Origin of the sequence: Streptomyces sp. 15-116A, from assembly GCF_025290915.1 — a bacterium.
Lineage (GTDB): Bacteria > Actinomycetota > Actinomycetes > Streptomycetales > Streptomycetaceae > Streptomyces.
Map to the genome: position 1 here is coordinate 1 of NZ_JAOCQE010000026.1, position 19,324 is coordinate 19,324.

A 19,324-nucleotide genomic window follows, 5' to 3' on the forward strand; every position below is an offset into this window, starting at 1 on the left:
GGCGTGCGCGCTGCTGCCCGCCGAGGCCGACGCGCACGGCGTCTCCACCCTCGTCTGGCGCCGGCACCGCCCCTTCCACCCGGAGCGGCTCTACGCCGCCCTGGAGGACCTCACCTGCGCCGCCGTGCGCAGCCGGGGCCGGTTCTGGCTCGCCGACAAGCCGGACACGCTGTTCCACTGGGACGCGGCGGGCGGCGCTCTGTGCGTGGAGAGCGCGGGGCCGTGGCTGGCCTCGCTGCCGGACGCCGCCTGGGACATGGTGCCGCCGGTGCGCCGGGCCGCCGCCGCACTGGACTGGCACCCCGAGCACGGGGACCGCTGCCAGCACCTGGTCTTCACCTCGCCCGCGCTCGACCGCGAGGGGCTGCACCGGGTCCTGGACTCCTGCCTGCTGACCGACACCGAGTACGCCGCGGGCCCCGACGCCTGGCAGCGGCTGCCGCACGCCTTCGACACCCTCCTGGAGGTCTGAACCCCCATGCCCCGCAGGACCGACCGCAAGCCCGCCAAGGCCCGCCCCAATCCGCTGGACCAGGCCGGGATCACCTACATCGACTACAAGGACACCGATCTGCTGCGGAAGTTCCTCTCCGACCGCGGCAAGATCCGCAGCCGCCGCGTCACCCGGGTCACCGCCCAGCAGCAGCGGCAGCTGGCCAGGGCCGTGAAGAACGCCCGCGAGATGGCCCTGCTGCCGTACGCGAGCCGCTAGGGGGAAAGTTCAAGGGAACACAAAAGCCCCCGGCTGCGTCTCATCTACAGCGGGGGGCCGTCCGGCGTCCGGTGACGCTGTAACCGCAGGATAACCCCGCGTGCACGTGCATCTGCCCATGCATCTGCACAGGAACGCAGCTATGATCCGGGTCAGTTGACCTTGGCATCAGCAGCCACACCAGCCAGTGCACACCGGGGAGCGACCTGTGGACCACGACGTGTACGACGGTGACGTGTACGACGGTGCCGACGCGTCCGGCGTGTACAACGGCATGGCGGCCACCAGGCTGAACGGCGTGGCCTGGCAGAAGAGCCGGCACAGCAACTCCCAGGGCTCCTGCGTGGAGTTCGCGCGCCTGCCCGGCGGGGACGTGGCCGTGCGCAACTCCCGCTTCCCGGACGGCCCCGCGCTCGTCTACACGCGCGCGGAGATCGAGGCGATGCTGCTCGGTGTGAAGGACGGCGAGTTCGATCACCTGGTTGCCGGCTGATCGCCGGTCCGGCGGGATGCCGGATACCGACCGGAATGTGACGCGCGTAGAACCGCGGCGCGGTGAGGCGCCGCGGTACGTCAGTCGGAGGGACTCTGACGCTCGCCCGCGTGCTGGAGCCGGAACAGTGCCCACACCACCTTCCCGCCGAGGGCGCCCGCCATCGGGTGCCAGCCCCAGCCGTCGCTGAAGGAGTCGACGAGGAACAGGCCGCGGCCCGACTCGGCGGAGAAGTCGTCGGAGTCCCGGGTGACGGGGCTCTCCCGGCTGGGGTCGCGCACCGCGCACACCAGGCGCTCGGTCCACCGCATCAGATGCAGCCGCACCGGCGGTTCCTGCTCGGTCAGCCGGGGGGTGTTCGCCGGATCAAGCGGAGCGGCCCGCAGGGCCTCGTTGGAAGGGTGGCGGCGGGGAAGCGGCAGGCCGTGCCGCAGCGCGTTGGTGACCAGCTCGGAGACGACCAGACACACGTCGTCGAACCGCTCGCCCAGGTCCCACTGGTCGAGGGTTCTGCGGGTGAACCGCCGGGCGTCGCCCACCGCTTCGTACCGGGCGGGGAGGGCGCAGGAGGCGGCGTCGGACACGGCCGCGGGGTCCAGCGGCGGAAGGCCCTGCCGTAACGGCTCGAGCATGGTCGATCCATTCGTCCCCATGCGAGGCACTCCCGGGAGTTCGCTTGCTGGCGAGGCGGCGGTGGTGCGGGGACCATGGTTTCGGAACCGAACAGCAGATGCAAGGGCAGATGCACGTGCAGCTGACCGAAATGGACCTGCCCGTACCGCTTGTTGGCCAATTTTTCCGTCATCTTCACCTCCTCTTCTGGCCGGGCCCTTGCCCTCTCCTTGCCCGTTTCCGACCGGTTTCCTTGGCCGGATTCCGTTTCCGTAACCGGACGAGTACTGCTCGGAGTGTTTTAGTGGCAGACTGCGGGCCCTGCGGATGTTGGGGAGGCTGGCGAACGTGAGCGCGGGAGAGCCGGGATCGGTGGTGCGGCGCATGCTGCTCGGATCACAACTCAGGCGACTGCGTGAGGCGCGGGGGATCACGCGCGAGGCGGCGGGTTACTCGATCCGCGCCTCGGAGTCGAAGATCAGCCGGATGGAGTTGGGCCGGGTGAGCTTCAAGACCAGGGACGTGGAGGACCTGCTGACGCTGTACGGCATCACGGACGAGCAGGAGCGCACCTCGTTGCTCTCCCTCGCCCGCGAGGCCAACGTCGCGGGCTGGTGGCACAGTTACTCGGACGTCCTGCCGAGCTGGTTCCCCACGTACGTCGGCCTGGAGGGCGCGGCCTCCCTGATCCGGGCGTACGAGGTGCAGTTCGTGCACGGCCTGCTGCAGACCGAGAGTTATGCCCGCGCGGTGGTGCGGCGCGGCATGAAGGGCGCGAGCGAGGCGGACGTCGAACGCCGGGTCGCGCTGCGGCTGGAGCGGCAGAAGTACCTGGTGGCGGAGAACGCCCCGGAGTTCCACGTCGTCCTCGACGAGGCCGGCCTGCGCCGCCCCTACGGCGACCGCGAGGTGATGCGCGGGCAGCTCCAGCATCTGATCGAGATCTCCGAGCGGCCCAACGTCCGTCTCCAGGTGATGCCGTTCAGCCTCGGCGGGCACTCCGGGGAGTCCGGCGCGTTCACCATCCTGAGCTTCCCCGAGTCCGACCTGTCCGACGTCGTGTATCTGGAGCAGCTGACCAGCGCGCTGTACCTGGACAAGGCCGAGGACGTCGCCCAGTACGAGAAGGCCCTCAAGGAGCTCCAGCACGACAGCCCGGGCCCTTCGGAGAGCCGGGACCTTCTCCGGGGACTCCTTCAACTCTCCTGAAACACAAGTACGATGACGTGTGATCAGATATTGATCAGGCGTTGATCGGACCGTGAGTTGATCTGGGTTCTGCTTCGGCAGCAGGGGATTGAGGGATCGCATGTCGTCGTACTTCACCGACCTGGCGCAGCAGTACATCGACGGTGAGTGGCGCCCGGGCACCGGATCCTGGGACATCATCGACTTCAACCCGTACGACGACGAGAAGCTCGCGTCGATCACCATAGCCACGGTCGACGAGGTCGATCAGGCGTACCGGGCCGCCGCCCGCGCGCAGGAGCAGTGGGCGGCGACCAACCCCTACGCCCGCCGCGCGGTCTTCGAGAAGGCCCTCAGGCTGATCGAGGAGCGCGAGGAGGAGATCTCCGAGGCGATCGTCGCCGAGCTCGGCGGCACGCGTCTGAAGGCCGCGTTCGAGCTGCACCTCGCCAAGGAGTTCCTGCGCGAGGCGGTCCACCTGGCCCTGGCGCCCGAGGGCCGGATCATCCCCTCGCCGGTGGACGGCAAGGAGAACCGCGTCTACCGCGTCCCGGTCGGCGTCGTGGGCGTCATCAGCCCCTTCAACTTCCCGTTCCTGCTGTCCGTCAAGTCGGTCGCGCCGGCGCTCGCGCTCGGCAACGCCGTCGTCCTCAAGCCGCACCAGAACACGCCGATCGTGGGTGGCACCCTGGTCGCGAAGATCTTCGAGGACGCGGGCCTGCCGGGCGGCCTGCTGAACGTCGTCGTCACGGACATCGCCGAGATCGGCGACGCCTTCATCGAGCACCCGGTCCCGAAGGTCATCTCGTTCACCGGTTCCGACAAGGTCGGCCGCCATGTCGCCACCGTCTGCGCCGGCCACTTCAAGCGCACGGTGCTCGAACTGGGCGGCAACAGCGCCCTGGTGGTCCTCGACGACGCGGACATCGACTACGCGGTCGACGCGGCGGTCTTCAGCCGGTACGTCCATCAGGGCCAGGTCTGCATGGCCGCGAACCGCGTCCTGGTCGACCGGTCGGTCGCGGACGAGTTCACCGAGAAGTTCGCCGCCAAGGTCCGCACCCTCAAGGCCGGTGACCCGCGCGACCCGGAGACCGTCATCGGCCCGGTGATCAACTCCCAGCAGGCGGACGCGGTCTCGGGCGTCGTCGAGCAGGCCCTCGCCGAGGGCGCGACCGCCCTGGTGCGCGGCGACCGGCGGGACAACCTGGTCGAGCCGTCCGTCCTCACCGGCCTGCCCGCCGACTCCGCCCTGCTCCGGCAGGAGGTCTTCGGCCCGGTCGTGTTCCTGGTGCCGTTCGACGGCGAGGAGGAGGCCGTCCGCCTCGTCAACGACACCCCGTACGGCCTGAGCGGCGCGGTGCACACCGGGGACGTCGAGCGGGGCGTCGCCTTCGCCAAGCGGATCGACACCGGGATGTTCCACGTCAACGACGGCACCGTCCACGACGAGCCGATCGTCCCCTTCGGCGGCGAGAAGCACTCGGGCGTCGGCCGTCTGAACGGCGACACCATGCTGGACGCCTTCACCACCCTGAAGTGGATCTCGGTGCAGCACGGCAGGAGCGGGTTCCCGTTCTGAGCCGCACCTCTGGCGGAATTGCGAACGGGCCCTTGCGGACAGAAGCTGACCGCAAGGGCCCGTAGCGTCGTCGGTGTCAGAGAGAACCGGGGCGGTGAGCCCCTCCGACGAAAGGCGGCCGGTCATGGTCACTCACGTTCCCGCCGAGGCGCACGGTGACGAGCGGGGAGCGCTGCTGGCGTTCCTGACGGAGCAGCGCGGCGGCATCCGCCGGGCGGTGCTCGGGCTCACCGAGGAGCAGGCCTCCTCCCGGCCCTCCGCGAGCGAGCTGTCCCTCGCGGGGCTGGTCAAGCATGTCGCCGAGGTCGAGCAGGGGTGGATCGCCCGCGCCAAGGGCGAGGCGCCGGCCGTCGCCCGTGACGAGTCGAACTGGGACGAGTGCTTCCGGCTGGCCGGCGACGAGACCCTCGAAGGGCAGCTGGCGTACTGGGAGAAGGTGGCCGCCGAGACGGAGGCGTTCATCCGGGCCGTGCCCAGCCTCGACGACACCTTCCTGCTGCCGAAGTCGTCCTGGCACCCGCAGGAGGAGCATCTATCGATGCGCTGGCTGTGTCTGCACCTGATCCGCGAGACCGCCCGCCACGCCGGTCACGCCGACATCATCCGCGAGTCGCTGGACGGCAAGACCGCCTTCGAGCTGGTGGCCATGGAGCAGGGCACCGAGTGGGGCTGACCCCCGGGGTCCTACGCTGGGCGCATGTCAGTGATCCGTCTTCTCGTGCTCGGCGCGGTGCGCCAGCACGGGCGGGCCCACGGCTACCAGGTGCGCAACGACCTGGAGTTCTGGGGCGCGCACGAGTGGTCCAACGCCAAGCCGGGCTCGATCTACCACGCCCTGAAGCAGATGGCGAAGCAAGGGCTGCTGCACGCGCACGAGATCGCCCCCTCCACGGCCGGCGGTCCGCCGCGCACCGAGTACGAGATCACCGACCAGGGCACCGAGGAGTACTTCCGGCTGCTGCGGGCGTCCCTGACGTCGTACGACCAGAAGCCGGACGTGTTCTCCGCGGCGCTCGGCTTCATCGTCGACCTCGAACGGGCGGAGGCCGTCGCCCTGCTGGAGGAGCGGGTGCGGGCGATCGAGACCTGGCGCGAGGCGGTCACCGAGTACTACACGCCCGAGGGCGGGCCCGGCCAGCTCGGGCACATCGGGGAGATCATGGACTTCTGGGTCCACTCGGCCGACACGGGCGCCGCGTGGACCCGCGGTCTTATCGAGCGCGTCCGGGGCGGCGCGTACACCTTCGCAGGTGAGGGCGAGCCGTTCGTCGCCGTCCTGGCCGAGGGCGAGGAGAACCCGTTCGCGACGGGGGAGCGGCACCCCGGGGACGAGCGCTGAGACAGAACCTCCGTTAATCAAGTTTGACTAATGCTTCGGACGGGGATACCTTCGAGTCAGTAGTCAAGCTTGACTAGTTAGGGAGTCTCAGTGGCCGACGCGGCGATCATCGTCGAGGGCGCACGCAAGACGTACGGAAACGACAAGCGCGGCAAGCCCGCGCTGGACGGGCTCGACCTCACGGTCGCGCGCGGCACGGTGCACGGGGTGCTGGGGCCCAACGGCGCCGGGAAGACCACCCTGGTCCGGATCCTGGCCACCCTGCTGCGGCCTGACGCGGGCCGGGTCGAGGTGGCGGGGCACGACGTGGTCCGCGAGGCGTACGCCGTACGCCTGCGCATCGGCCTGCTCGGCCAGCACGCGGCGCTCGACGAGGAACTCGGCGGCCGGCAGAACCTGGAGCTGTTCGGCCGCCTGCACCACCTGGGCACGCGGCGGGCACGCGCGCGTGCGGACGAACTGCTGGAGCGGTTCGAGCTCACCGCCACCGGCCGCAAGCCGGTGCGCGCCTACAGCGGAGGCATGCGGCGCCGCCTCGACCTCGCCGCCTCCCTGATCACCGAACCGGAGGTGCTCTTCCTGGACGAACCCACCACCGGCCTCGACCCGCGCGGCCGCGCCGAGGTGTGGGCGTCGGTCCGCTCCCTGGTCGGGGGCGGCACGACGGTCCTGCTCACCACCCAGTACCTGGAGGAGGCCGACCAGCTCGCCGACCGCATCTCGCTCGTGGACACCGGCCGCGTCATCGCGGACGGCACCGCCGACGAGCTGAAGGCGGCCATCGGCGGCGACCGCATCGACGTCGTGCTGCGCGACGCCGGACAGCTGGGCGCGGCCGTCGCCCTGCTGCCGGTGGCGAAGGACGAGGTGACGGTGGACACCGACCGGCGGCTGCTGAGCGCCCCCGTCACCGACCGCATGGCGGCGCTGGCCGGGGTCGTCCGCGCGCTCGAGGACGCGGGCATCGAGGCCGAGGACATCGCCCTGCGCAGGCCCACGCTCGACGAGGTGTTCCTGCGGCTGACCGGGCACGACGACCGAGTGAAGGAGGCCGCGTGACCGCCTACGCACTGACCGACTCCTGGACCATGACCCGCCGCGAACTCGCCCGCTGGGGACGGCAGCCGGTCGCGGTGGTGGTGAACCTGGTCTTCCCGGTGATGCTCCTGCTGATGTTCGGCTACCTGATCGGCGGCGGGCGGGGCGTGAGCGGCGAGTATCTCGACTTCCTCGTCCCCGGCATGCTGGCGCTCACCATGGCCTTCGGCCTGGAGGGCACGATGGTCAACGTCACCCAGGACCTGGGCAAGGGCGTCATCGACCGCTTCCGCTCCATGCCGATGGCCGACGGCGCCGTCCTGGTGGGCCGGTCGGCCGCCGACATGCTCCAGTCCGTGCTCGGTCTCGCGGTGCTGCTCGCCGTCGCCGCGGCGCTCGGCTGGCGCGCGAACGGCGGCCTAGCGGGCTTCCTCGGGGCCGTGGGGCTGCTTCTGCTGTTCCGCTTCGCCATGCTGTGGATCGGCATTCATCTGGCGCTGGTGGCAGGCAAGCCGGAGATGGTGCAGGCGGTGCAGATCCTGGTCTGGCCGGTCGGCTTCGTGTCCAACGCCTTCGCCGCACCCGAGTCCATGCCCGACTGGCTGGGCACGGTCGTCCAGTGGAACCCCATGTCCCAGGTCGCCACGGCCGTCCGTGACCTGTTCGGCAGCCCCGGTGGCGAGCCCGGACACGTGTGGCCGGCCGTCGCCTGGTCCCTCGCGCTGCTCGCGGTGTTCTTCCCGCTGGCGGTACGGCGGTTCGGGCGCCTGAGCCGTTAGGCCCTCTAGTGCCGCGGCACTAGTGATGGAAGCCGGTCGCCGCGCCCCTGTCCTCGGTGAGGGGGCGCGGCTGCCGGCGCAGGTCCGGCAGGAGGCGTACGAGGTCGTCCTCCAGCAGGTCGGCCAGGTCCTCGGAGAAGCCGTTGCGGCACACCACACGCAGCACGGACAGGTCCTGACGGTTCGCCGGGAAGGTGTACGCCGGTACCAGCCAGCCGTGCTCGCGCAGCCGCCGGGCCACGTCGAAGACGTCGTACGCCGTCACGTCGGCCGCCGTGGTGAACGCGAGCACCGGCAACTGGTCGCCTCGGGTCAGCAGCCGGAAGTCGCCGAGCGCCTCGATCCGTTCGGCGAGCGAGCGCGCCACGTCCCGGGACGCCTGCTGCACCGCCCGGTAGCCCTCCCGGCCGAGCCTGAGGAACGTGTAGTACTGCGCCGCGACCTGGGCGCCCGGCCGGGAGAAGTTCAGCGCGAAGGTCGGCATGTCGCCGCCCAGGTAGTTCACCCGGAACACCAGCTCCTCGGGCAGCGCCGCCGCGTCCCGCCACAGCGCCCAGCCGACGCCCGGATAGACCAGGCCGTACTTGTGCCCCGAGGTGTTGATCGACGCCACGCGCGGGAGCCGGAAGTCCCACACCAGGTCCTCGTCGAGGAACGGCGCGATCATCGCGCCGGACGCCCCGTCGACGTGCACCGGGATGTCGAGACCGGTCCGCTCCTGGAGCGCGTCCAGCGCCGCGCACAGGTCCGCGATCGGCTCGTAGGAGCCGTCGAAGGTGGAGCCCAGGATGCCGACGACCCCGATGGTGTTCTCGTCGCACAGCGCCGCGGCGGCCTCGGGGTCCAGATGGAAGCGCTCGCCCTCCATGGGCACCTGACGGGCCTCCACCTCCCAGAAGGCGCAGAACTTCTCCCAGCAGACCTGCACGTTGATGCCCATGACGAGGTTCGGCCGGGCGTCCTTCGACGGATACCGGTCGGCGTTGCGCAGCGCCCAGCGCCGCTTCAGCGCCATCCCGGCGAGCATGCACGCCTCGCTCGAACCGGTCGTCGAACAGCCCACGGCGGCCGACGGATCGGGCGCGTGCCACAGATCGGCGAGCATCGCCACGCAGCGCCGCTCCAGCTCGGCGGTGCGCGGGTACTCGTCCTTGTCGATCATGTTCTTGTCCCGGCAATCCGCCATCAGCACCCCGGCCTGCGGCTCCATCCAGGTGGTGACGAAGGTGGCGAGGTTCAGCCGTGCGTTGCCGTCCAGCATCAGCTCGTCGTGCACCAGCTGATACGCCGTCGAGGGCGCCATGGGTGTCTCGGGCAGCCGGTGCTTGGGCGGTGACCCGGTCATGTCGCCGACGGGGTTCGCCGCCCCGAGGAAGGGGTTGACGGACAGGGGGCGTTCGTCGGTGCTCGGGCCTTCGTGGAGCGGCATGGATTCCCTCCGGGGTGCCGGGGTCTGGGGCGGGTTGTGAGGGGGCGTAGGTCGACACAGGGCGGGGTGTCCGGGTGCGGGAACGTGGAAAGGCGTACGGCGGTCAGCGCACCGCCTTGCCGTCCGGCCGGAGCTGCATCTGCGGGCGTCCGGTCACCAGCAGCCACGCCGGCAGCGAGGCGATGCACAGCAGCGCGACGATGCCCGGTGAGATGACGAGCACGGACGCGACGAACAGGCTCACCCACCCCTGCCGGGTGATCGCCAGCAGGATCCCCAGCACCCCCGCCGCCACGCCCACCGCCGGATGCACCCCGGGGACGAGCGCGTGCGCGCACAGCCCGAGCGCGGCCCCGACGAACACCGCCGGAAAGATCCGCCCGCCCCGGAAACCGCAGGACGCGGCGACGAGCAGCGCCGCCAGCTTCACCACCGTCATCGTGGCGAACTCGCCCGCCGACCAGCCCCCGGGGTCGGAGGCCAGTTCCGCCATCTCGTCGAGCCCCTTGAACAGCGTCAGATGCCCGCCCAGCGCCGCCAGAGCGCCCAGCACGGCCCCGCCGGCCGGGAGCATCAGCATCGGGTGCCGCAGCCGCCGGAACGCGCCGTGGACGTACGGGAAGGCGTACACGGCGCTCATGCCGAGCAGCGCCCCCACCACGGCGACGGTGACGGCCGACAGCAGATCGGCCCATCCGGGGTGGCCGAACGACGGCAGGTCCAGATCGAAGCTGGGGGCCGACACCAGGGTGACGGTGAGCGCACCGGCCCCCGCGGCCATCAGCGGCGCGAACAGCTTGTCCCAGAGCAGTCCCTTGGCCGGCTGCCCGGTCAGCACCTCGGAGAGGATCAGCGCGGCGGCCACGGGCGTGCCGAACAGCGCGCCGATCGTGGCCGCCTCCGCGAGCGCCACCCAGCCGTGCCGCGGGGACTTCGGGAAGGCTTTGACACCCAGCCAGACCGCCAGGGAGACGTTCACGGCGATGATCGGGTTCTCCGGGCCGAGGCTCGGCCCGCCCGCCAGCATCAGACCGGTGACCAGAACCAGCCCCGGCAGCACCACCGGCGGCAGCACGGGCGCGTCGAGCCCCGTCGTCGCCGGGTCCGGACCGGCGTGCCCCGGCGTCAGCCACACCACCAGACCGACCGCGATCCCGGTGGCCACCAGTACCACGAACATCCACAGCACGGAGTACCGGCCGACCCCCAGCGCGTCCGGCAGGCCCTGCCACAGCACGTGCTCCAGTTCCTCGGCCGCGACCTCGACCCCCACCAGGAGCAGGCTCGCGAGGATGCCGACGAGCAGAGCCGGGACGATGGTGGGCAGCAGCGAGCGCGCCGGGGTCGCCGGGGTGGCGGAGGGCGCCGCCTGCTCGCTGTGCTGGACCACTCGCACACGATAAGCGGATCAAGCGGACATACCCGGCGCGACATCGGCCCGCGCGACCACCGCGGGGAAAACGGGCTTGCACCTCACGTCACGTGAGGACTCATCGTGACGTGCGTACCGAGAAGGGAGCGGAAGTGAGCTACTCCGTCGGACAGGTGGCCGGCTTCGCCGGAGTCACGGTGCGCACCCTGCACCACTACGACGACATCGGCCTGCTCGTCCCGAGCGAGCGCAGCAACGCGGGGCACCGGCGCTACAGCGACGCCGACCTCGACCGGCTGCAGCAGATCCTGTTCTACCGGGAGCTCGGCTTCCCGCTCGAGGAGGTCGCCGCCCTGCTCGACGACCCGGCCGCGGACCCGCGCGCGCATCTGCGCCGCCAGCACGAGCTGCTGACCGCCCGGATCGAGAAGCTGCAGAAGATGGCGGCGGCCGTGGAGCACGCCATGGAGGCACGCACGATGGGCATCAACCTCACGCCCGAGGAGAAGTTCGAGGTCTTCGGTGACTTCGACCCCGACCAGTACGAGGAGGAGGTCCAGCAGCGCTGGGGCGACACCGACGCCTACCGTCAGTCGCAGCAGCGGGCCGCCTCCTACACCAAGGAGGACTGGCAGCGCATCCAGCGCGAGGCCGACGAGCTCACCCGGCGCTTCGTCGCCCTGATGGAGGCCGGTGAGCCCGCCGAGTCCGAGGCGGCCATGGACGTCGCCGAGGATCACCGGCAGGGCATCTCCCGCAACCACTACGACTGCGGTTACGAGATGCACACCTGCCTGGGCGAGATGTACGTCAACGACGAACGCTTCACGCGCAACATCGACCAGGCGAAGCCCGGTCTCGCCGCCTACATGCGGGACGCGATCCTCGCCAACGCCGTCCGGCACACCGCGTGATTCCTGGCCCGGGGTCACTCCCGGGCCAGGACCACCGCCGTTCCGTACGCGCACACCTCGGTGCCGACGTCCGCCGCGTCCGTCACGTCGAAGCGGAACGCCAGCACCCCGTTCGCGCCCCGCGCGCGTGCCTGCTCCACGAGCCGCGCCATCGCCTGGTTGCGGGTCTCCACCAGCGTCTTGGTGAGCCCCTTGAGCTCCCCGCCGACCAGCGACTTCAGCCCGGCGCCGATCTGGCTGCCGACGTGGCGCGAGCGCACGGTCAGTCCGAAGACCTCGCCGATGATTGCCTGCACCCGGTAGCCGGGGACGTCGTTCGTCGTGACCACCAGGACGTCCGGTTCGGGGCCCTGTCCACCGCCGTATTCTTCGATGCCCATGGTCCACAGGTTTGCCCAGGGCGGGGCACAGTGCATCCTGGGTACGCCCATGGAACCTGGGCCGCGGCGGCTGCGTTGATAATTTGGGCAGCCAGCCCTTGCCCATCCCCCCAAGCAGCAGGAGCCACAGCCCCGTGACCACCCTTGCGCTCGGCCCCGAGTGGCTGAGCCCGGACTACCTGATCGAGACGTTCAGCCTCCCCGGCATCCTGCTGATCGTCTTCGCCGAGTCCGGACTCTTCGCTTTTCTGCCCGGCGACTCCCTGCTGTTCACGGCGGGCCTCTTCGTGGCCGAGGGCAACTACATCAGCCAGCCGCTGTGGCTGGTCTGCACGCTGATCGTGATCGCCGCGGTCGTCGGCGACCAGGTCGGCTACATGATCGGCAAGTTCTTCGGCCCGAGAATCTTCAACCGCCCCAACTCCAGGCTCTTCAAGCAGGAGAACCTGGAGAAGGCCCACGAGTTCATGGAGAAGTACGGCCCGAAGGCGATCGTCCTGGCCCGCTTCGTCCCCATCGTGCGCACCTTCGCCCCCATCGTGGCCGGCGCCGGCCGCATGAAGTACCGCACGTTCTTCACGTACAACGTGATCGGCGGCATCGCCTGGGGCTCGGGCGTCACCTGCGCCGGCTACTGGCTCGGCCAGATCGAGTTCATCAAGACGAACGTCGAGGCGATTCTGGTCCTGATCGTCTTCCTGTCCGTGGTCCCGATCATCATCGAGTACGTCCGGGAGCGCGGCAAGAAGAAGCGAGCGGCGGCGAACCAGCCTCCGGCACCTCAGCAGCAGCCCCCGTACCCGGTGATGGACGAGCCGACGACCCAACTGCGGCGCATCGACCCGCAGCAGCCTTACGACCGGCGCTACTGAAGCCAACCCAAGGGGCGCGGGGAACTGCGCGACCAGCCACGACGCACCCGCACCCGCGAACGAACCGCGCCCCCCGAGCTCGTAGGCACCCTTCTCAGAATCCCCGCGTCCGCTTGGCCGCCCGCCGCTTCTCGGCGGAGCCGATCCGCAAGAACATCCGCGAGATCTCCGACCCGAGATTCACCCCGATCGCGATGGCCATCGCCAGAGCCACCGCCTGCGTGAGGAACACCAACCCCGCATCGACCTCGTTCTGCGCGATCGCCAGCAGTCCGAAGTACGTCGCGGAACCCGGCAGCAGGGGCCCGATCGCCGCCGTCGTGTACGGCAACGCCGACGCGAACCGGTACCGCGACAGCAACTGCCCGAACAGCCCGACGACCCCCGCAGCAGCCGCCGTAGAGGCGACCGGCGAGATTTCACCGGCGTAGTGCATCGCGCCGTACACCACCCACGCGACCCCACCGTTGAGGGTCACCATCAGCACGGTGTGCCGCTCCTGCTGCAACAGCACGGCGAACGTCAGCGACAGCAGCATCGACGCGAGGATCTGCCACACCGGACGCTCGGAGATCGCCAGCGCCGCGTCCGGGTTGAGCTCGGCGCCCAGCTGCACGCCGAAGTACAGCACCACCAGCACCCCGGCCACGATGCCCACGAAGAAGTACAGGACCTCCAGCAGCCGCGCCGACGCGGTGATGTAGAAGCCGGTCAGCCCGTCCTGCACGCCCGCCACCAGCGCCCGCCCGGGCAGCAGCGCGAACAGCCCACCGGTGATCACCGCGGAGGCGGTCACGTCCGCGTGGGCCAGCGTCAGCGTCACCCCGATCGCCGCCGGCGGCATCGCGGCCACCGTGAACTGGTAGAACTCCGGCAGCCCCCGCCCCGCGCACAGCCACGCCAGCCGGTCGCCGAGCATCGCGCCGACCGCGGCGGCCACGAACACCAGCGGCCCACCGCCCACCAGCACCGAGGCCGCGCCCGCCAGCAGCCCGCTCGCCACCGTCAGCACCCAGCCGGGATACGGGTGCCGGTTGCGGCGGATCTCCGCGAGCCGCCGGTAGGCCTCCTCCAGGGAGATGTGCGTCTCGTCGTCGCTCAGGTCGTCCACCAGCCGGTACACGGCCGCCAGACGCGTGTAGTCGGTGCCCCGGCGGCGCACCGTACGGGAGGCGGTCACCGGGTCGTCCACCAGGGACGGCTGGTACGAGATCGACAGCAGGGTGAAGGTGACGTTCGGTTCGCAGCGGTCCAGGCCGTAGGAGCGGCACACGGCGAACATCGCCGCCTCCACGTCCTCCGCGCCCTCACCGCCCGCGAGCAGCAGCTCCCCGATACGCAGCGTCAGGTCGAGCACGCGCGGGACGGCCGGGCCGCCCTCCTCCGGCTTCGGCGTGGCCTTCTCCGGCGCCGGACGCTCGGCCACCGGCATGCGCAGCATCGTGCGCATCCGGTCCTGCCAGGGCACGTCCTTGGTCAGACTGACCAACGGCACGCCGCCGGCCGGGGTGAAGGCGGGCGGCGGCTGCTTCGCGCTGTACGTCCTGGGCGTGCTGAACGCGGAGCCCTCCGCCTCGGCGGGCGGCGCCGGGGTCACGTCGAGCCCGTCCGGGATCGCGAACTCGGAGGTGGTCTCGGACTCGCCGCCGGGCCCCGTCCTGGGGACGGCCAGCCCCTCGGGGATCGCGAACTCCGAGGTGATCTCGGATTCGCTCTCCCAAGGGGACGGCACGCCCGCCGGAGGCGTGAACGCACTCCTCGCCTCGTCCGACTGCGGCTTGCGGTCCTCCGCGTCCGTCACCTGCGTAGCGCTCCCTGTACGACACCGGTCGGTCTGCCTGCTCCGTACAGGCCCCTGCCCCGTACAAGCTCAGTATGCGCACGCACAGCGGAACGGGCCGCACGCGCACGCGTACGGCCCGTTCCGCGGCTCACGCCGCCGAGGGGACACCTCAGTGGTGGCCGCCCTGCTCCTTGAAACGCTTGTAGGACCGCTCGATCTCGGCCTCGGCGTCGACACGGCCCACCCAGTTGGCGCCCTCGACCGACTTGCCGGGCTCCAGGTCCTTGTAGACCTCGAAGAAGTGCTGGATCTCCAGACGGTCGAACTCCGACACGTGGTGGATGTCCCGCAGGTGCTCCACGCGCGGGTCCGTCGCCGGGACGCACAGCAGCTTGTCGTCGCCACCGGCCTCGTCCGTCATACGGAACATGCCGATCGCGCGGCACTTGATGAGGCAGCCCGGGAACGTCGGCTCGTCCAGGATGACCAGCGCGTCCAGCGGGTCGCCGTCCTCACCGAGGGTGTTCTCGACGAAGCCGTAGTCGGTCGGGTAGGCGGTCGAGGTGAAGAGCCGACGGTCCAGGCGGATCCGACCCGTCTCGTGGTCCACCTCGTACTTGTTCCGCGAACCCTTCGGGATCTCGATCGTGACGTCGAACTCCACCGGACGCTCCTCCATGATCAGCACATAGTTCTGGTGGTTAAGTGTCCCTCACGCAGGTGTGTGATCGCGAAAGGGGCTGGTGGTCGTGCCAGAGCTGAGGCCTTGGCGGGCCGCGAGACCGCACGTCGTGCGGATCGCGGACGCCGTACGACCGTCTCTCGCACGCGTGGGCACCCTCGCGCGACGGCCGGCCGGCCCCGGATCGCCGCTGGTCAGGCGGGTTTCCCGGCCGAAGACCTGGCAGTTCACCGCGACCGCCGCCACCGCCGGTCTGGCGCTGGCCGCCGGTGTGGTGACCGCCGCCGGGCCCTGGGACTCCTCCGGTCAGCGTACGGCCGAGCGGGACCGGGCCGTGGCCCTGGAAGCCGCGCGTGGCACAGATCACGGCAGCACACGCGGCAACGCGGGCACGCCGCCCCGCGACCCCCGTACGCCCCCCAGCGCCCCCTCCGTGCTCACCGGCCTCGGCGGCACCGCGACCACCGTGAAGTCGGCGCCCGGCGGGAAGGCCCTCGCGGCCGTCCTCGACCCGCTGCTGAAGGACCCGGCGCTCGGCCGCCGCTCCGCCGCGGTCGTCGACGTGGCCACTGGCCGGCGCCTCTACGGCACCGGCTCCGGCGACGCGCTCACCCCCGCCTCCACGATCAAGATCGCCACCGCGGTCGCCGCGCTGTCGGCGATGGGACCCGACCACCGGCTCACCACCCGCGCCGTCTTCGAACCCGACACCAAGGAGGTCGTCCTGGTCGGCGGCGGCGACCCCACGCTCACCGCCCGCGAGAAGCCCGCCCCCGGACTGGCGAGCCTGCGCGACCTCGCGGAGCGGACCGCCGCCGCCCTCGCCAAGCGCGGCCTGCGCGAGGTGACGCTCTCCTACGACACGACCCTGTACGCCGGGGACAAGCGGCACCCGATCGGCGAGAACCCCAACATCGCCGAGATCAGCCCCCTGATGGCCGACGAGGCCCGCACCGACGGCTCCAGCAGCGGCACCGCCACGCGCGTGCCCGACCCGGCCGCTGACGCCACCCGCACGTTCGGCGACCTGCTGAAGAAGCACGGCATCAAGACCACGCCTCCCGGTCCGTCGAAGTCCAGCACGCGCGCGTCCACCCTCGCCGCCGTCTCCTCGCCCCCGCTCGCCGCCCTCGTCGAGCGGATGCTGACCAACAGCGACAACGACCTCGCCGAGGCTCTCGCCCGCCACACCGCCATCGCCACGGGCAAGCGGGCCGACTTCGCGGGCGCGGGCGCCGCCGTGCGCGCCCAGCTGCAGAAGCTGAAGATCCCCCTCAAGGGCGCCGTCTTCCGTGACGGCAGCGGCCTGGACCGGCGCGACCGGCTCACCGCGGACCTCCTCACCGCCCTGCTCGTCAGGGCCGCCGACCCCGCCCACCCCGAGCTGCGCCCCGCCCTCACCGGCCTGCCCGTCGCCGGGTTCACCGGCACCCTGAGCGGCCGCTACGCCGACGGCGCGGCCGGCGTCGTCCGCGCCAAGACCGGCACCCTCACCGGCGTCAACACCCTCGCCGGCACGGTCGTCGACAAGGACGGCCGCCTCCTGGCCTTCGCCTTCCTCGCCTCCGGCCCGAACGCCACCGCAGCCCAGACCGCCCTCGACAAGGCAGCGACGGCCCTGTCGACATGCGGCTGCCGCTGAGGCCGGCGGGGGCGGGGGAGTGCTGAGGCGCAGCGTGTCGGCGCCCCCGGCGACACGGCCCGGCGGGCGGCGTCGGCCGCTCGCTGCCCTGCCCCCGATCGCGGCACTCACGTACGGTTGACGCATGACGAGCATCGGTGGTGCTGCTTCTTCCGGGATGGTCGACTGGAATCTCGCGGTCGCGACCGCGACGCGGCTCATGCGGCCGGGCCCAGAGGTGAGCCGTGACGAGGCCAGGGCCGTCGTCGCGGAGCTGCGCCGGCACGCGAAAGCCTCGGAGGGTCACGTCCGGGGCTTCACTCGTCTGGGGACGGAGGAGACGCACGACACCCCCGTGCTGGTCGTCGACCGGCCCGGCTGGGTGCGCGCCAACGTCGCCGGCTTCCGCGAACTCCTCAAACCGCTCCTCGACAAGATGCAGGAACGGCGCGGCAGCGGCCCCGGCAACGCCGTCCTCGGCGCCGTCGGCGGCAAGGTCACCGGCGTGGAACTGGGCATGCTGCTGTCCTTCCTGGCCTCCCGCGTCCTCGGCCAGTACGAGACCTTCGCCCCCGCCACCCGCGACCTTCCCGCCGGAGCGAACGGCGGCGGCCGGCTGCTGCTCGTCGCCCCCAACGTCGTCCACGTCGAGCGCGAACTCGACGTCGACCCGCACGACTTCCGGCTGTGGGTGTGCCTGCACGAGGAGACCCACCGCACCCAGTTCTCCGCCGTGCCCTGGCTGCGCGACCACCTCGAGGGCGAGATCCAGCAGTTCCTGGGGGAGACCGACGTCGACCCCATGACCGTCCTGGAGCGCATCCGCGACGCCGCCCAGTCCCTCGCCGGCGGCCGCCCCGAGGGCGAGGAGGACGACGGCGGACGCTCCCTCGTCGAGATCGTCCAGACCCCCGCCCAGCGCGAGATCCTCGGCCGCCTCACCGCCGTGATGTCCCTGCTCGAGGGCCACGCCGACTTCGTGATGGACGGCGTCGGCCCCGACGTCGTGCCGAGCGTCGCCGAGATCCGCGAGAAGTTCCAGCAGCGCCGCGCCAAGGGTGCCTCCCGCCTCGACCTCGCCCTGCGCAAACTGCTCGGCCTGGACGCCAAGCTGCGCCAGTACCGCGACGGCGAACGCTTCGTCCGCGCGGTCGTCGACGAGGTCGGCATGGACGGCTTCAACCGCGTGTGGACCTCGCCCAACACCCTCCCCACCAAGTCGGAGATCTCCAAACCGGCGGACTGGATCACACGGGTGCACCGCAAACCGGAGGCATAAGCTCCGCACCACGGCACGCGGAGTCCCCTCCAATCACCCGTCCGAGGGACCGTGAGCCATGGGTAGGCGTGCAATGCTCGGGGAACGGCCCGGTTCTGTCACCATCTACACACTCTGCGTGACCAGACCTCGGGTTCACCCCCCGACAACTTCATGAAGGGAACCGGACATGGGTCCCCATCCTGCGGTCGCGGCGATACGCCTGGCGGTCCGCCGCGTCCTCCACGACATCCTCGACGAACACCAGCTCAGCGAACACCACGAACAGCACCTCAGCGAGCACAGCCGGACCCCGTCCCGGGCCCCGGCGACCACCCCGCACGAGCGTCCCCCCTCCCCCCTCGTGCTCGTGGCCTGCTCCGGCGGCGCCGACTCCATGGCCCTCGCCTCCGCCCTCGCCTTCGAAGCCCCCCGGCTCGGCGTCCGCGCCGGCGGCATCACCGTCGACCACGGACTCCAGGCCGGCTCCGACCTGCGCGCCGCGGAAGTCGTCCTGCGCTTGACAGAACTCGGCCTCGACCCCGCCGAGTCCGTCGCCGTGTCCGTCGGCCGCGAAGGCGGCCCCGAGGCCGCGGCCCGCGACGCCCGCTACGCCGCCCTCGACGCCGCCGCCGAACGGCACGGCGCCGCCGCCGTCCTGCTCGGACACACCCGCGACGACCAGGCCGAGACCGTCCTGCTGGGCCTCGCCCGCGGCTCCGGCATCCGCTCCCTGTCCGGCATGGCCGCGGTCTCGGGGGCCGGCGGCCGTTACCGGCGTCCCTTCCTCGGCCTCGACCGGCAGACCGCCCGCAAGGCCTGCATGGTCCAGTCGCTGCCCGTCTGGGACGATCCTCACAACACCGACCCGGCCTACACCCGCTCCCGGCTGCGCCACGAGGGCCTGCCCGCCCTGGAGAAGGCCCTCGGCAAGGGCGTCGTCGAGGCCCTCGCCCGCACCGCCCAGCTCTCCCGCGACGACGCCGACGCCCTCGACGCCTGGGCCTCCCGCGCCGAGGCAGGCGTCCGCGACGCCGACGGCGGCCTGGAGTGCGCCGGGCTCTACGCCCTGCCGCCCGCCGTGCGCCGCCGCATCCTGCGCCGCGCCGCCATCGAGGCGGGTGCACCGGCCGGTTCGCTGTTCGCCCGGCACATCGAGGAGGTCGACCGGCTGATCACCGGCTGGCGCGGCCAGAGAGCCATCAACCTCCCCGGCAAAGTCGTCGCCCGGCGGCAGGGTGGCAGACTGGTGATTCGGCAAGGCTGAATC

At 71.2% G+C, this 19,324-nt stretch carries 20 protein-coding genes; 14 read left to right on the forward strand and 6 right to left on the reverse strand.

The window, feature by feature from the left end:
• The 3 genes from N4P33_RS07565 to N4P33_RS07575 form a co-directional block, all read left to right on the forward strand.
• Positions 1–472 (forward strand): GTP-binding protein (locus tag N4P33_RS07565; protein WP_260825527.1); only part of this gene is annotated, 472 nt, incomplete at its 5' end.
• Between the two features lie 6 nt (positions 473–478).
• The gene (rpsR, locus tag N4P33_RS07570) at positions 479–712 is read left to right on the forward strand and encodes a 30S ribosomal protein S18 (protein ID WP_260825528.1); all 234 of its coding nucleotides are present in this window, start codon (positions 479–481) and stop codon (positions 710–712) included.
• 208 nt (positions 713–920) lie between these two features.
• The gene (locus tag N4P33_RS07575) at positions 921–1,205 is read left to right on the forward strand and encodes a DUF397 domain-containing protein (protein WP_260825529.1); all 285 of its coding nucleotides are present in this window, start codon (positions 921–923) and stop codon (positions 1,203–1,205) included.
• A gap of 80 nt (positions 1,206–1,285) precedes the next feature.
• On the opposite strand, the gene N4P33_RS07580 is transcribed toward N4P33_RS07575, so the two are convergent.
• The gene (locus N4P33_RS07580; protein ID WP_260825530.1) at positions 1,286–1,837 is read right to left on the reverse strand and encodes an ATP-binding protein; all 552 of its coding nucleotides are present in this window, start codon (positions 1,835–1,837) and stop codon (positions 1,286–1,288) included.
• A 364-nt stretch (positions 1,838–2,201) separates the two neighbouring features.
• Between N4P33_RS07580 and N4P33_RS07585 the strand changes: the two genes are divergently transcribed.
• The 6 genes from N4P33_RS07585 (at position 2,202) to N4P33_RS07610 (ending at position 7,743) form a co-directional block, all read left to right on the forward strand.
• Positions 2,202–3,026 carry a helix-turn-helix transcriptional regulator gene (locus tag N4P33_RS07585; RefSeq protein WP_260825567.1) on the forward strand — a complete coding sequence of 275 codons (825 nt, stop codon included), beginning with the start codon at positions 2,202–2,204 and terminating at the stop codon, positions 3,024–3,026.
• A gap of 100 nt (positions 3,027–3,126) precedes the next feature.
• Positions 3,127–4,587, forward strand: a complete 1,461-nt coding sequence (locus tag N4P33_RS07590; protein WP_260825531.1) for an aldehyde dehydrogenase family protein — start codon at positions 3,127–3,129, stop codon at positions 4,585–4,587.
• Positions 4,588–4,711: 124 nt separating this feature from the next.
• On the forward strand, positions 4,712–5,260 hold the full coding sequence (locus N4P33_RS07595; protein ID WP_260825532.1) for a DinB family protein: 549 nt from the start codon (positions 4,712–4,714) through the stop codon (positions 5,258–5,260).
• 24 nt (positions 5,261–5,284) lie between these two features.
• Positions 5,285–5,926 carry a PadR family transcriptional regulator gene (locus tag N4P33_RS07600; protein ID WP_260825533.1) on the forward strand — a complete coding sequence of 214 codons (642 nt, stop codon included), beginning with the start codon at positions 5,285–5,287 and terminating at the stop codon, positions 5,924–5,926.
• Between the two features lie 90 nt (positions 5,927–6,016).
• Entirely contained in the window at positions 6,017–6,985 is a 969-nt protein-coding gene (locus tag N4P33_RS07605) for an ATP-binding cassette domain-containing protein (RefSeq protein ID WP_260825534.1), read from the forward strand.
• A complete protein-coding gene (locus N4P33_RS07610) occupies positions 6,982–7,743 on the forward strand; it encodes an ABC transporter permease (protein WP_260825535.1) in 762 nt (253 codons plus the stop codon). The genes N4P33_RS07605 and N4P33_RS07610 overlap by 4 nt, the downstream gene beginning before the upstream one ends.
• Positions 7,744–7,762: 19 nt before the next feature.
• On the opposite strand, the gene N4P33_RS07615 is transcribed toward N4P33_RS07610, so the two are convergent.
• Together N4P33_RS07615 and N4P33_RS07620 are read right to left on the reverse strand one after the other, a co-directional pair.
• Positions 7,763–9,172 carry a glutamate decarboxylase gene (locus tag N4P33_RS07615; protein WP_260825536.1) on the reverse strand — a complete coding sequence of 470 codons (1,410 nt, stop codon included), beginning with the start codon at positions 9,170–9,172 and terminating at the stop codon, positions 7,763–7,765.
• A gap of 103 nt (positions 9,173–9,275) precedes the next feature.
• Positions 9,276–10,562, reverse strand: coding sequence for an ion channel protein (locus N4P33_RS07620; RefSeq protein ID WP_260825537.1), 1,287 nt, complete (start codon positions 10,560–10,562; stop codon positions 9,276–9,278).
• 134 nt (positions 10,563–10,696) lie between these two features.
• Here N4P33_RS07620 and N4P33_RS07625 point away from each other — a divergent pair, with 134 nt between their 5' ends.
• Positions 10,697–11,458, forward strand: coding sequence for a MerR family transcriptional regulator (locus N4P33_RS07625; RefSeq protein ID WP_260825538.1), 762 nt, complete (start codon positions 10,697–10,699; stop codon positions 11,456–11,458).
• A 14-nt stretch (positions 11,459–11,472) separates the two neighbouring features.
• Here the strand turns inward: N4P33_RS07625 and N4P33_RS07630 are convergent, their stop codons facing one another.
• Entirely contained in the window at positions 11,473–11,838 is a 366-nt protein-coding gene (locus N4P33_RS07630) for a YbjQ family protein (RefSeq protein WP_260825539.1), read from the reverse strand.
• Between the two features lie 134 nt (positions 11,839–11,972).
• Here N4P33_RS07630 and N4P33_RS07635 point away from each other — a divergent pair, with 134 nt between their 5' ends.
• Positions 11,973–12,710 carry a DedA family protein gene (locus N4P33_RS07635; protein ID WP_399028933.1) on the forward strand — a complete coding sequence of 246 codons (738 nt, stop codon included), beginning with the start codon at positions 11,973–11,975 and terminating at the stop codon, positions 12,708–12,710.
• Between the two features lie 94 nt (positions 12,711–12,804).
• Here N4P33_RS07635 and N4P33_RS07640 read toward each other — a convergent pair whose 3' ends face one another.
• On the reverse strand, positions 12,805–14,511 hold the full coding sequence (locus N4P33_RS07640; protein ID WP_260825540.1) for a threonine/serine exporter ThrE family protein: 1,707 nt from the start codon (positions 14,509–14,511) through the stop codon (positions 12,805–12,807).
• A gap of 151 nt (positions 14,512–14,662) precedes the next feature.
• Complete coding sequence (locus N4P33_RS07645) at positions 14,663–15,157, reverse strand: inorganic diphosphatase (RefSeq protein ID WP_260825568.1); 495 nt, start codon at positions 15,155–15,157, stop codon at positions 14,663–14,665.
• Between the two features lie 79 nt (positions 15,158–15,236).
• Here N4P33_RS07645 and dacB point away from each other — a divergent pair, with 79 nt between their 5' ends.
• The 3 genes from dacB (at position 15,237) to tilS (ending at position 19,321) form a co-directional block, all read left to right on the forward strand.
• Positions 15,237–16,817 (forward strand): D-alanyl-D-alanine carboxypeptidase/D-alanyl-D-alanine-endopeptidase, encoded by a 1,581-nt coding sequence (gene dacB / locus N4P33_RS07650; RefSeq protein ID WP_260825541.1) that lies wholly within the window; start codon positions 15,237–15,239, stop codon positions 16,815–16,817.
• A 124-nt stretch (positions 16,818–16,941) separates the two neighbouring features.
• Complete coding sequence (locus N4P33_RS07655) at positions 16,942–18,075, forward strand: zinc-dependent metalloprotease (protein ID WP_260825542.1); 1,134 nt, start codon at positions 16,942–16,944, stop codon at positions 18,073–18,075.
• Between the two features lie 169 nt (positions 18,076–18,244).
• On the forward strand, positions 18,245–19,321 hold the full coding sequence (gene tilS, locus N4P33_RS07660) for a tRNA lysidine(34) synthetase TilS (RefSeq protein ID WP_260825543.1): 1,077 nt from the start codon (positions 18,245–18,247) through the stop codon (positions 19,319–19,321).
• The last annotated feature ends 3 nt before the right edge of the window (positions 19,322–19,324 follow it).

Coding starts and splice junctions, on each gene's coding strand:
- rpsR (WP_260825528.1), top strand. CDS start 479: ATGCCCCGCAGGACCGACCGCAAGCCCGCCAAGGCCCGCCCCAATCCG.
- N4P33_RS07580 (WP_260825530.1), bottom strand. CDS start 1,837: ATGCTCGAGCCGTTACGGCAGGGCCTTCCGCCGCTGGACCCCGCGGCC.
- N4P33_RS07585 (WP_260825567.1), top strand. CDS start 2,202: ATGCTGCTCGGATCACAACTCAGGCGACTGCGTGAGGCGCGGGGGATC.
- N4P33_RS07590 (WP_260825531.1), top strand. CDS start 3,127: ATGTCGTCGTACTTCACCGACCTGGCGCAGCAGTACATCGACGGTGAG.
- N4P33_RS07595 (WP_260825532.1), top strand. CDS start 4,712: ATGGTCACTCACGTTCCCGCCGAGGCGCACGGTGACGAGCGGGGAGCG.
- N4P33_RS07600 (WP_260825533.1), top strand. CDS start 5,285: ATGTCAGTGATCCGTCTTCTCGTGCTCGGCGCGGTGCGCCAGCACGGG.
- N4P33_RS07615 (WP_260825536.1), bottom strand. CDS start 9,172: ATGCCGCTCCACGAAGGCCCGAGCACCGACGAACGCCCCCTGTCCGTC.
- N4P33_RS07630 (WP_260825539.1), bottom strand. CDS start 11,838: ATGGGCATCGAAGAATACGGCGGTGGACAGGGCCCCGAACCGGACGTC.
- N4P33_RS07655 (WP_260825542.1), top strand. CDS start 16,942: ATGACGAGCATCGGTGGTGCTGCTTCTTCCGGGATGGTCGACTGGAAT.
- tilS (WP_260825543.1), top strand. CDS start 18,245: ATGGGTCCCCATCCTGCGGTCGCGGCGATACGCCTGGCGGTCCGCCGC.